Annotated in this window: 10 protein-coding genes; 5 read left to right on the top strand and 5 right to left on the bottom strand. The window is 73.2% G+C overall.

Features of this window, described 5'->3' with window-relative positions:
* Positions 1–4: 4 nt before the first annotated feature.
* Positions 5–913 carry a LysR family transcriptional regulator gene (locus V2J85_RS08425; RefSeq protein WP_261954106.1) on the bottom strand — a complete coding sequence of 303 codons (909 nt, stop codon included), beginning with the start codon at positions 911–913 and terminating at the stop codon, positions 5–7.
* 83 nt (positions 914–996) lie between these two features.
* On the opposite strand from V2J85_RS08425, the gene V2J85_RS08420 reads away from it, so the two are divergent.
* Entirely contained in the window at positions 997–1,911 is a 915-nt protein-coding gene (locus tag V2J85_RS08420; RefSeq protein ID WP_261954105.1) for a PhzF family phenazine biosynthesis protein, read from the top strand.
* Positions 1,912–2,024: 113 nt separating this feature from the next.
* On the top strand, positions 2,025–2,813 hold the full coding sequence (locus V2J85_RS08415) for an MBL fold metallo-hydrolase (RefSeq protein ID WP_330821097.1): 789 nt from the start codon (positions 2,025–2,027) through the stop codon (positions 2,811–2,813).
* Positions 2,814–2,834: 21 nt separating this feature from the next.
* Here the strand turns inward: V2J85_RS08415 and V2J85_RS08410 are convergent, their stop codons facing one another.
* A complete protein-coding gene (locus V2J85_RS08410) occupies positions 2,835–5,105 on the bottom strand; it encodes an FUSC family protein (RefSeq protein ID WP_261954103.1) in 2,271 nt (756 codons plus the stop codon).
* A gap of 362 nt (positions 5,106–5,467) precedes the next feature.
* Here V2J85_RS08410 and V2J85_RS08405 point away from each other — a divergent pair, with 362 nt between their 5' ends.
* On the top strand, positions 5,468–5,932 hold the full coding sequence (locus V2J85_RS08405) for a hypothetical protein (RefSeq protein ID WP_261954102.1): 465 nt from the start codon (positions 5,468–5,470) through the stop codon (positions 5,930–5,932).
* Between the two features lie 212 nt (positions 5,933–6,144).
* Positions 6,145–6,435: a hypothetical protein gene (locus V2J85_RS08400; RefSeq protein WP_261954101.1), complete on the top strand. Its 291-nt coding sequence runs from the start codon at positions 6,145–6,147 to the stop codon at positions 6,433–6,435.
* A gap of 22 nt (positions 6,436–6,457) precedes the next feature.
* On the opposite strand, the gene V2J85_RS08395 is transcribed toward V2J85_RS08400, so the two are convergent.
* A complete protein-coding gene (locus V2J85_RS08395) occupies positions 6,458–6,700 on the bottom strand; it encodes a hypothetical protein (RefSeq protein ID WP_261954100.1) in 243 nt (80 codons plus the stop codon).
* 284 nt (positions 6,701–6,984) lie between these two features.
* On the opposite strand from V2J85_RS08395, the gene V2J85_RS08390 reads away from it, so the two are divergent.
* Positions 6,985–7,932: an FG-GAP and VCBS repeat-containing protein gene (locus tag V2J85_RS08390; RefSeq protein WP_330821096.1), complete on the top strand. Its 948-nt coding sequence runs from the start codon at positions 6,985–6,987 to the stop codon at positions 7,930–7,932.
* Here V2J85_RS08390 and V2J85_RS08385 read toward each other — a convergent pair.
* Both V2J85_RS08385 and V2J85_RS08380 read right to left on the bottom strand, forming a co-directional pair.
* Entirely contained in the window at positions 7,878–10,922 is a 3,045-nt protein-coding gene (locus tag V2J85_RS08385; protein ID WP_330821095.1) for a M48 family metalloprotease, read from the bottom strand. The genes V2J85_RS08390 and V2J85_RS08385 overlap by 55 nt on opposite strands.
* A 71-nt stretch (positions 10,923–10,993) precedes the next feature.
* Complete coding sequence (locus V2J85_RS08380; protein WP_419836761.1) at positions 10,994–11,494, bottom strand: hypothetical protein; 501 nt, start codon at positions 11,492–11,494, stop codon at positions 10,994–10,996.
* Between the last annotated feature and the right edge of the window lie 125 nt (positions 11,495–11,619).

Genomic DNA, 11,619 nt, shown 5'->3' with positions numbered 1-11,619 from the left:
GATGTCACAGGGAGGTGTCGGCGAAGGCCGCGGTCAGCTCCTCGGTGACCGCCCGGGCGCCCGGCGAGAGCCACCGCCTGCGATGACGGACGAGCTGCACGGGCACGGGCGGCGCCTCCGGTCCGTACACGGCGGCGAGTCGGCCGTCCGCCAGCTGCCCCTCCACCGTCACTTCCGGCAGCAGGGTCAGTCCCAGGCCCGCCGCCACGCACGAGCGGGCGGCATCGATGCTGCCGAATCGGGTGATTCCAGGACGAGTTCCCGGCACGCCCTGCAGGGCACGGACCAGCCGGTCACTGTAGGAACAGCCCTCCTCGTGGACGAAGAAGCTCTCCCGGGCCAGCTCCTCCCAGCCGGCCGTCCGCCCGGCGAGCGGATGGTCCGGCGCCGCGACGTACGTCAACGGCAGTTCGGCGATCCGGAGGGCCGGCAGATCGCTCTCGTCCACCTCCGGCTCCAGTACCAGAGCCAGATCGAGCCGGCCGCTGCGCAGCCCGTCCACCGCCGCCGCCGTGCCGACGGCGTTCAGATGGACCTCCAGCCCGGGATGGGTGCGCCGCAGGGCGGCGATCACCGACGGCAGCCGCGAGGCGCACAGCGAGTCCGCCGCCCCGATCGTGACCTGGCCCGCCACCGTCCCGCCCGCCGCGTCGCCGTGCCAGCCCGAGGCCGTCGCCCGCAGCCGGGCCACCGCGTCGAGCACCGCCTCGGCCTCCTCCAGCAGTCGCAGCCCGGCGGCGGTCGGGACCGTCCCCGACGGCAGTCGGTCGAACAGCGGCGTCCCCAACTCCTTCTCCAGCGTGCGGATCTGGACGGTGACGGTGGACTGCGCGAGATGCAGGGTGCGGGCCGCGGCGGTGAAGCTGCCCGCTCGCGCGAGCGCCACGAACGATTCCAGAAGCCGGGTCTCCATTCCTCCACGCTATCGCGATGTCCGATGGACATCAGCAAGATTTATCGTTGGACGCGATGGCCGTGCGGTGACACGGTGAACCCATGACGAACCACACGACATCCTCCCCCGACTCCTCCACCCACCTCGTCGCGCACGCGGACGCGGACGTCGAGGTGCTGCGCTACTCCGCCTTCACCACCGACCCCGCGGGCGGCAACCCGGCCGGTGTGGTGCTCGACGCCGAGGCCCTCGACGACACCCGCATGCTGGCCATCGCCGCCGAGGTCGGGTACTCCGAAACCGCCTTCGTCACCGCGCACGACACCGCCGCCCGCCGCTACCGGCTGCGCTACTTCAGCCCCCTCGCCGAGGTCGCCTTCTGCGGCCACGCCACCATCGCCACCGCGGTCGCCCTCGCTTCCCGGACCGGCACCGGAGAGCTGGTCTTCGACACCCCGGCGGGCGAGATCAGGGTGTCCACCACCCGCCAGGACGGCAGCCTGCGGGCCACGCTCACCAGCGTGCCCGCGCACTCCCGCCCGGCCGGCGCCGCCCTCGTCGACACCGTGCTCCGGGCGCTGGACTGGAGCCGGGACGACCTGGACCCCCAACTGCCGCCGCACATCGCCTTCGCCGGCAACGACCACCTCGTCCTGGCCGTCCGCAGCCGGGAGCGGCTGGCCGCCCTCGACTACGACTTCGACGCCCTGCACGCCCTCATGCGGGAGCACGGCTGGACCACCGTGCACCTCGTCCAGCGCCAGGCGCCGGACCGCCTGGACTTCCACGCCCGGGACCCCTTCCCGGTCGGTGGCGTCGTCGAAGACCCGGCGACCGGCGCCGCCGCCGCGGCCTTCGGTGGCTATCTGCGCACCCTCGGTCTGGTCACCGAGCCGGTGCGGGCCCACCTCCGCCAGGGCGAGGACATGGGCCGCCCCAGCGACCTGTACGTCGACATCGACCCCGACGACGCACGGATCAGGGTGACCGGCGCGGCCGTTCCGCTCGCGAACTAGCCGGGGACCCGGGCCGGAATGCGCCCCGGCACACCGGTGTTACGGATCATGCGGACGGCCTCCCGCCGTCCGCACCGTCGCCCCGGCGGCGTCCCTGCAAGCGAAAGGCAGTCATGAGCGCATCCTCGTCGTCCGGTGGAGTCACCGTCCGGTATGTGGGCGGCCCCACGGCACTCCTGGAGATCGCCGGGGTGCGGCTGCTGACCGATCCCACCTTCGACCCGCCCGGCGACTACCCCATAGGCGAGCGGAAGCTGGTCAAGACGGCGGGCGCCGCGCTCACCCCGGAGGAGGTCGGCCCGGTCGACGCGGTGCTGCTCTCCCACGACCACCACCCGGACAATCTCGACCGCGCCGGCCGGGCGTACACCGCCGAGGCCCCGCTGGTCCTGTCCACCGCCGCCGCGCGCGAACGGCTCGGCGGCACGGTCCGGGCGCTGGCCGACGGCGAACAGTTCACCCTGCCCCGCCCGGACGGCGGCACCCTCACCGTCACCGGAGTCCCCGCGCAGCACGGCCCCGACGGCACCGAGCACCTGGTCGGCGAGGTCACCGGCTTCGTGCTGTCCGGCGCCGGCCTGCCGACGGTGTACATCAGCGGCGACAACGCCTCGCTCGACGTGGTCCGGGCGATCGCCGAACGGTTCGGACCGTTCGACGTGGCGCTGCTGTTCGCCGGCGGCGCGCAGACCCCACTGCTCGGCGACGCGTACCTCACCCTCCCCAGCGACCGGGCCGCCGAGGCCGCCGGCCTCCTCGGCGCCCGCCAGGTCGTACCCCTGCACTTCGAGCACTGGGGCCACTTCACGCAGGGCAGCGACTCGCTGGTCGAGGCCTTCCGGCGGGCCGGCCGCGAGGACCGGCTGCGGCTGCTGAAGCCGGGGGAGCAGATCGCGTTGTGACCGCCCGGGCCGGCCGGCGGGTCAGGCCCGCGGGCCGGCGTTCCGGCCGGCCACCGGCACGTCCAGCGGCCGGGCGATGCCCACCACGTTCTCGTCCAGCCGCTGCAGATGCCGCAGCACGCGGAAGGTGACGGTTCCCGACCGCAGCGCCGGGGAGTCGCTCGCCTCCAGCATCGCGGCGATGCTGGCCCCGGCCTCCACCTCGCCCTCGGCCGGCTCGTCCCGCACCCGCGCGGCGATCAGATCCAGGTTCCGCGCGATGCGCTTCCCGGCGAGCGAGAGCCGCGGATCGGCCGCGATCGTCCTGCTGTACGGCACGAGTTCGGCCGTCGCCGCCAGCGACCGGGCGTGATAGGCGCAGGTCTCCAGCAGCGCCACCAGATACTGCGCGGTCTGCCGCCGCACCCGCAGCGGCGTGATCGGATGCGTCAACGGCCGGGTGGAGGCCCGCAGTTCGTCCAGGGCGGTGTCCAGATCACGGGCCAGGCCCAGCAGGTCGACGGCGGGCCCGCCGCTCAGCTGCTCGACCGCCGCGGCCACCACCTCCCGCAGCCGCACCAGCACGGTGTCCAGGTGCTCGTCCGTACGCCGGTCGGTGTGCACCGGCAGCACCAGCGCCGCGGCGATGATCCCGCAGGCGGCGCCCAGCGCCGTCTCCTCGATGCGCAGCACCAGCACGGACAGGCTGTAGGTGTCGAGGAGGGTGTAGAGCAGACCGAGCATCGCCGTGACGAAGAACGACATCAGCGCGTACGACAGCGGCGCGGTGAAGAACATGCCGAAGACGCACACCAGCACCAGGGCGAACGCGGTCCAGGTGTGGTTGCCGACCAGTCCCGCCAGCCCGACACCGGCGACCACCCCGAACACCGTCCCCACCAGCCTGCGGTAGCCCTTCACCAGGATCTCGCCGGTCGACGAGGTGTTGAGGAAGACCACCCAGCAGGTCAGCACCGCCCAGTACCAGCGCTGGCTGGACAGGAACTCCCCGCCGACGATGGCCAGCGCCGAGCCCACCGCGACCTGGAAGGCGGCCCGGGTGGTGGGCCGCTGCAGCCCGGTGCGGTCGTCCTCGGACCCGGCGCCCTCCTCGTCCGTCCCGGCCCCGACGATCGCGAGGTCCTCGGCGTCGAACTCCTCCCGGGACCGCGTGGTGGCCGGCGAGTCGTCGGACTCGTCCTGCGGCCCGTCCAGCGCCAGCCGCAGACCCAGGACGGCGCGCGCGGCCTCACCGATACCGCGGAAGGCGTCCTGGACGGCCGGCGAGGCCGGCGGCAGCTTGTCCTCGTCGCGGTAGCCGAGCAGCCGGTTGCGCACGTGCGCCAGCGCCGTGCCGCGGTCGTCCGGCGCCCGCCGCGCCACCAGCAGGTTCAGCGCCTCCAGGTCCCGCCGCAGCCTGGTGTGCACATCGCCACCGGTCTCCAGCACGCTCGTGGTGGTGGGCACCGGGGCGTGCGGGAGGTGCAGGGTGAGGGTGTCCGCGCGTTCGGCGCTGCGGGCGTTGAGCAGCAGCATCCCCAGCCGCTCGGCGGCGATCTCGGCATCCGCGACCCGGCGCTGCAGCAGCCCGGCCGTGGCCTCGTCCGGGGTGCCCTCCTCCAGGCGGCCCTGGATCATCAGCGCCGCCTCGTGCAGCCGCGCGGTGTCCCGGCGCAGATCGTCCAGGACGTCGTCCAGCTGCCCCGGCTCCGCGTCCATGAGGGCGAGGTGGGTGGCCACCAGCTGCGCCAGCCGCGCCCGGAAGGCGGCGCGCAGCCGGGCGAGGGTGCGCTGCGGGGTCTCCGGGACGACGGTGAACCGTACGACCGCGCTGCCCGCGAAGGCGACGGCCAGGGTCAGCGCCACCTGGGGCAGCGCCGGCACGGTGGCCCGCACGAACAGCGACACGAAGTAGACCTGGAACCCGATCAGTCCGAGCGCCGTGCCGCGGTCACCGAACCGGCGGGAGTACACGGCACCGAAGATCAGCGCCAGGAAGAACAGATCGCCGGCGATGACGCTGGCGTGCAGCAGCGCCCCGAGGGACATCGCGGCGAGCGCGACGGGCAGGCCCAGCGCCAGCGTGATCGCCTGGCCCCGGACCTCCTTCTCCCGGATCGCGAAGGTCGACACCATCGCCGTCATCGCGCCCGCGACCATCAGGGTGACGCCGGTGTGCAGCAGCGCCAGGACGACGAGCGTGACCAGGATCGCCCCCACCGTCCGCAGTCCCGCCATCAACCGCAGCAGACCGGGATCGGAGGCCGCGAAGCGGTCCCAGGTACCGGTCACAGCCCGTCGTATCGCTGACATCACGCCGCTCTACACTCCCGATTCTCGCCCTGAGCAGGGACGTCTCAGCATCCCATGGCGGCTTTCCGGGGCCGCGACCGGTCGGCCGCCGGATCCGGAAGACGGAGAAACGGGCGAATTGCCCTGTCCGGCGCGTTATTACGGTACGGCGCAGAATGCCGCCCGGTGCCGTGGAATTCCGCGGCGCGGCATTGTCCCGATGGGCATTGCCCACCCGTTCAACTGCCCAAAGATTCAATACCCAGAAGACCGCGCAATCGGAAAACTCTTCACCAGTCGATCGGAACTTCCGGTCCAGGTAAGGCCGCTTCCGGACCCCCTGCGGGTACGGCCGTGCCCCCCAGTTGATTTGAGGAGTCTTCATGCGCAACAAGATGCGAATAACCGCAGCAGCCCTGACCGCCGCCGTGGCCCTCGGCGTCGCCGCGCCGGCCGCCTCCGCCGCCACCGAGGCGCCGGCCCGCACCGCCGCGGTGCAGACCCTCACCGTCGACCAGGCCCGCACCGTCCTCCCGGCGAACCTGTCGCAGCAGCTCGCGGACGCCGCGGCCAAGACCGGTGGCGCCAGCACCGCCGCGCAGACCGGCGCGAACCAGGTCGCCCCCCACGGCATCATCGACAAGCTGAAGAAGAAGGCCCTGAAGGCCGCCTTCAAGCGCCTGCCGAAGAGCTGGCAGATCAAGCTCACCAAGTGGGCCAAGAAGGGCAAGGGCTACTTCACCAAGCAGTGGAACAAGCTTCCGAAGTGGCTCCGCAAGACGCTGACGCTGGGCGGCGTGATCTCCACGAAGGTCGCCATCGAGTGGCTGATCGACATCATCCTGTGAATTCCCGCCGCTAGCGGAATCCCAGGCTGAACGACGTGCGCCCCTGGTACGCTCCGGCGACCCGGGGCGCACGCCGTATATCCAGCAATTTCCGTTGCACCGCGGCGAGTTACCGGCCGATCGCCGGGTCCACCTTCGACGGGCCTTTCCCGGGCTCGCCGCCGACCCCGGGACACCGGCCGCCCGTCCCCCCGCACAACCGAGGAGCAACCATGGCGCACGAGACACAGCAGGCTTCCGGAACCGACGAATCGCCGCTGAACCACACCTGGCCCGTACTGCTGTTCATCGTGGCGAACATCGGTACCGGCTTCGCCGCCGACAACCCGGTCATCTTCTGGATTTCCGCGGCCGTCGGACTTCTCGGCATTCTGGCCACGGTCGGCTGCCTGAAGAAGATGTGGAACATCCGGAACGAACAGCCCAGTTCCTATTTCTGGGGCCTGGTGCTCATCACGTATTCGGGCTACCTCATCTATTCCCTCGCCGACCATGTCATGTGATATCGGATGAGGGGGCCCGCTCTCACCGCTGTCCCTTGTCCAGCACCCGGCTGACCGGGGTGAGCAGATGGAACACCGACGTGAGGGAGGTCGCCGCCCGGGCCACTTTTCCGTGCGGTCCCAGATCGTGGAGCTTGGCCAATTCGTGGTCCACGCTGAACAGCAGCGGCTGGTCCGTCTGCGAGGCGTTCGCGGCGGGGTGGACGGCGGCCGAGGCGCCGGCGGCCAGCAGCAGCGCGGCGAACGTACGGTTCATTTTGGTCATGCCGTTCTCAACGACAGCACGGCCCGATGGCAACCGCGGCCGCGAAACTCACACTTTATGACGCCCGGCCCCTGAGGCCCGGCCCGGCCGGCGCCCCGGACGGCCGCCGGCGCCGCCTCCCGTCGTCCACCACAACCCCTACGGGGGCTGAACGGTCTCCCTGGGCAAAGACACCTCGGGAGGCCGCCTGACCACGGGCTCCCGGCGCAGAGAACGGACCTGCCATGCCCACCGCGCAGCGAATCAGCGGACCGATGAGGGCGTCGGGGGAGAAGCGGCCGACGGTGACCACCGGGAACGGCACGAGCCCGGCCCGCTCCGTCCGTCCCGCCGGGCGCGGGCGGTCCACGCTCTCCTCGGCGGCCTGCTCGGTACTGCTCGCGGCCGGCCTGGTTTCCCTGGACGCCGGCCCGGCCACCGCCGCCACGCCCGGCCTCCGCGGTGACTTCAACGGTGACGGCTACGGCGACGTGGTGGCCGCCTCGGACGGCGGAGCGGGCCGGCTGACCGTGCTCCACGGCGCGGCCGGCGGCCTCGGCTCGCAGCGGGCCGTCCTCGACCAGGAGTCGCCGGGGGTACCGGGACACAACGAGGACGGGGACGGCTTCGGCCGGGCCCTGGCCGCGGCGGACCTCGACGGCGACGGACGGGCGGAGCTCGCGGTCGCCGGCCGCGGTGAGGGCGGCGGCGGCATCGGCGGCCGGGTGACGGTCGTGTACGGGGCGGCCGGCGGCCCCGGCACCGGACGCCCGACGCTCTTTGTCGACCAGGACACCGAGGGCGTTCCCGGTACGTCCGAGCCCGAGGACACCTTCGGCGGGGCGCTCGCCATCGGCGACGTGGACGGCGACCACGTCGGCGACCTCGTGGTCGGCGCCCCCGGGGAGACGCTCGGCTCGGGCACGGCGGCCGTGAAGTCGGCCGGCGCGGTGACCGTACTGCGCGGCTCACCCGGCGGACTCACGACGGCCGGGGCGCAGATGTACACCCAGGACAGCCCGGGAGTGCCCGGCGCCGCCGAGCCCGGTGACCGCTTCGGCGCGGCCCTGCTGCTCACCGACACCGACCACGACAGCCGGGCGGACCTCGCCGTGACCGCCGACGGCGAGAACGGCACCGGCATGGTCTGGCGCCTGCCCGGCAGCCCGGCCGGCCCGACCGGCACCGGCTCGGCGTACTACGGGGCTCCCGCGGCTCCGGCCGTACGCTTCGGGGTTCCGCTGGAAGGCTGAGCCGGTCCGCCGGCTGCCGGTGGCCTCCCGGGGGCGGCGTGCGTTCTTCGCCCCGGGGCGGCTTGTGCCGTGATGACGTCGAGCAGTTCCGTGGTGGCCTGGCCGATGTCCAGGAAGTCCCGCATGGCCTTCGTGAACACCGGGAACCTGCCCTCCACGATCGCCCGCCGGCAGTCGGCGCCCGCCTGTCCGCCCCGCCGTTGGAGCCGCGCCCACCGCTGCTGGGCCCGCGGGTCCGGCAGCGGAAGGTAGCGACCGGCCTCCGTCACGACCTGCTCGACGGCGACGCAGTGCGGACGGATCCGGCGGTCGGCGTAACCGCGGTCGGTGAGCGCCGACTTGTCCTGCAGCGCCGTGACGATCCCCAGGACCTCGGCCCCGAAGCGTCCGGTGAGGTTCCGTCCGCCGAGCCGGAGCCAGGCGTCCGTCTGCGCACCGAGGACCTGGGGCGAGGCGGCCGGGATCGCGTCACGGGGCATCAGCTGCTCCTTCGTGAGCGAGGCCCGGCCGGGCCGTCCGCCGTCGCCGCCGGGCAGTCTCACCGTCGCGTTGAGCACGAGGACGGCTCCGCACGTCACGCCGACCCACACCCGTCGCGCGACCACCCTCTCCCGCCGGGGCCCGGGCCGTCCCCACCTCCGCTTCGCACTCTCCTCAACGGGCTTGATTTTGTTGGTACTTGGACCATCCCGCCGTAGTGCCCGCCGCCCCACCCTCCGCGCCGCCATCCCCAGCAGCGCGGCCGCGGCGGAGACGAAGATCCCGAGCCCCAGCACGAGGGGCAGCAGGATCTCGGTGGTCGACCAGATCGCGTCGGGCTGCCAATGGCAGGTGGATCTCAGCGTGTTGAGCGGGCCGAGGCAGCCGTCGAAGGACCCGAGCAGGAACAGCCCGGCCAGCCCGAGCAGCGCCGTGGTGCCGGCCGCCACGAGAGCGAGGAGCAGCGAGAAGCGGGCGGTCAGCGCGGCGGTCAGCGCGGCCGTGGCGGCCGTACCGCAGACCAGCACGATCAGCGCCGACGCCAGGAACACCAGCAGATAGGTGCCGTACCGCCGGTCGACCGGCGGCTGCCAGGTGTGCATCGAGGCCATGACCGCGACGATGCCGGCCCAGCACACCAGCGCGCCGATACCGGCGGCGTACAGGGGGCGTCGCAGCGACGGCAGCACCGCCGCGGGCCCTCGGGCCGGGCCGGACGCCCCGCGCAGCGCACTTTGCACCCAGCGCGGCGCCGCCCCCTCCGCACCGCGCCGCCGTACCCACGCGAGCAGCGGCAGCAGCCACAGCAGCGCGGCGGCCCACAGCATCATCGGGTCGGTACCGATCGGCAGCAGCAGCGGCAGAGCCATCGCGATCGCCGAGAGCGCGCCCTCGTGCCCGGGCACCGTGCCCGGCAGATCGTGCTCCAGCGCTTCCCGGATCCCGGTGTTGGAGTACGCCCACCCCATCGTCAGCACATGGCCGTCGGACTGCCACCAGGCGTACCACAGGGCGAACACCGCCCAGGTCGCGGCCAGTCCGAGCAGCATCGCCGGGCGCAGGGTGCGTCCCCGCCACGAACGCACCGACAGCTCCGCGTACTGCGCCGTCCAGCCCAGGATGCCGACGCTCATCACGAGGAGCAGGGCGAACGCTTCCGGATGCCGGGGCAGCCACCGCGTGCTCCCGGACGTCGTGCTCATCAGCAACTCGCCGACGACGAGCCCCACCCCGAGCCACCACCCCGCGCGCAGACCCGACGGCACCCGGCCGCCGGTCAGTACCGCACGCGCCACACCGCGCCACAACGCCACGCCCGGAATCGCCGCGATCAGGCCCGCGAGCAGGGCCGTCAACGGCCCGAGCAGCCATCCCTGCCGCACGCCCGGCAAGAGGTCGGCCATCTGGTCGCCGACGATCGTCGACGTGGCACCGGCCACGAAGAGGGTGCCGGCATGGGGCGCGAACAGTTCCCGCGGATCGCTGAGCGACGCCACCCGCCGGTCCCACGGGGGATGCGTCCGCCACAACGCGGCGAACGCCCCCCAGAGGCGGCGGGAACGGGACGCCCGGGGCGACCCCGGGTCGCGCCACGCCCCGGCATCCGCGCCCCAGGCAAGTGCGTCCAGATCCGCATAGGTCTCACGGGTCCGCAGGACATCCGCACGGGCGAGATGGACGAACGCGATCATCGCGGCCGACAGCACCAGTTCGTGCGCCGTGCCGATCCGCTCCGCGGGCCCGAGGACCGACATCGCGGAGGACCTGAGGTCCAGCGCGATCCAGACCAGGTACGCCGGCAGCACCGCGACGAGGAACACGCGCCAGAGGGCGACCGTGGCATACGTGACATCGACGTCCCGATTACGGATGTGCGCGAGCTCATGCAGGACCACCGCACGGAAGCCCTCGGGATCCTGCCGCCGACGTGCCACCAGCCCGCCGTGCAGACAGACCGCGTAGCGCCGCAGCCGTCCGAACACCACCGCACCGGCCGTGACCTCCGCCGGCGCGATCACGAACCGCGGCGGACGCCCGGACAGCCCGGCCACCTCGACCAGCTCATCCAGCACCGCACGCAACTCGCCCCGCCCGTCTGCCGGTCCGGCGCCCGGCCCGGCCCCCGGTCCGCCGACGAGGCCCCCTTCCACCGGCACGACCCGCCCTCGGCGGCCCTTCCAGCGCGGCAGCATCCAGTAGAGCCCGCCCGCCGCGACGAGGAGCGCACCGAGCACGACGACCGGAACCCACCCCGCGACCGACGGGACGAAGCGGTCCAGACACCTCTGGTAGGCGTCACCGGCGCGCACCGTGGTCAGCGCGATGCCCAGGTAGTCGCTGTCCGGATCGGCCCCGGCCGCGAGCGCACACCCGACCCGGATGTTGCGGGGATCGGCGACCGACTCCACGATCTTGTCCGTCACGGTCGCACTGCTGGTCAGGAACAGCACCATCAGCAAAACGAAGCGCAGCCCCGTGCCCGCCCCGAGGACGCGCTCATCGACGCCCACGCCCCCGCCGGCATCCGGGCCCGCGCTCGCCGGACGCCCCGCTAACCCGCTCCCTTTCCCACCCGCACCCATCAAGGCCGCCCCTGCGCCTCCGGTCCCGGCTCCCCGGAGCCGCCGTCCCCGCGCTCCGGCGCCAACTGCCCCTGCGACGGCGGCAGCACCAGCCGCGCCACCACCCGCTCGGCCAGCGCGGTCGCCGTCTCCGGCGCCAGCCCGCTCTCCGCCCCCAGTTCCAGGACCCGCTGCCGCACCGACTCCAACTGCTCCGCCGTCAGTGGTGGCACGACCCTGACCGCCGCCGGCCGGCGCGCCACCCTGCGCAGCCACGCCTTCGACCGGCGGCCCACGTTCTCCACGGCCGCGCCGGCCACTTTCCGCGCGGCCTCGTCCAGCGCCAGCCACACCACCGGAGCCACCAGTGCCGTGACCTCCTGCACCCCGAACCCGAGCGGTTCACGGGTCCGCCCGCGCCCCCTCAGCCGCGCCACGGCCCGCTCGTCGTCGAGCCGCAACAGCCCTTCGACCAGGACCCTTTCGTCCGGCGCGACCTCACCGACGACCTCCCGGACCATCTCCCGCACCGGAACCCCGCCCCGGTCACCCCCGCCGGCCCCGGCCCCCACGTCCCGCCCGACCGCACCAGGACCGCCGGTCCCCCGCACCGCGCCCATTCGCCACCAGCCCCCTCGTCGCCCTC

The sequence above is a fragment of the Streptomyces bugieae genome, from assembly GCF_036352915.1.
GTDB classification, from domain to species: Bacteria; Actinomycetota; Actinomycetes; order Streptomycetales; family Streptomycetaceae; genus Streptomyces; species Streptomyces endophytica.
This window is presented reverse-complemented; position numbering and strand designations above follow the sequence as displayed.

Bases quoted from the DNA above. Each gene is read 5' to 3' on its own strand.
- V2J85_RS08410 (WP_261954103.1), bottom strand. From the start codon at position 5,105: ATGTCAGCGATACGACGGGCTGTGACCGGTACCTGGGACCGCTTCGCG.
- V2J85_RS08400 (WP_261954101.1), top strand. From the start codon at position 6,145: ATGGCGCACGAGACACAGCAGGCTTCCGGAACCGACGAATCGCCGCTG.
- V2J85_RS08405 (WP_261954102.1), top strand. From the start codon at position 5,468: ATGCGCAACAAGATGCGAATAACCGCAGCAGCCCTGACCGCCGCCGTG.
- V2J85_RS08380 (WP_419836761.1), bottom strand. From the start codon at position 11,494: ATGGTCCGGGAGGTCGTCGGTGAGGTCGCGCCGGACGAAAGGGTCCTG.
- V2J85_RS08425 (WP_261954106.1), bottom strand. From the start codon at position 913: ATGGAGACCCGGCTTCTGGAATCGTTCGTGGCGCTCGCGCGAGCGGGC.
- V2J85_RS08415 (WP_330821097.1), top strand. From the start codon at position 2,025: ATGAGCGCATCCTCGTCGTCCGGTGGAGTCACCGTCCGGTATGTGGGC.
- V2J85_RS08395 (WP_261954100.1), bottom strand. From the start codon at position 6,700: ATGACCAAAATGAACCGTACGTTCGCCGCGCTGCTGCTGGCCGCCGGC.
- V2J85_RS08420 (WP_261954105.1), top strand. From the start codon at position 997: ATGACGAACCACACGACATCCTCCCCCGACTCCTCCACCCACCTCGTC.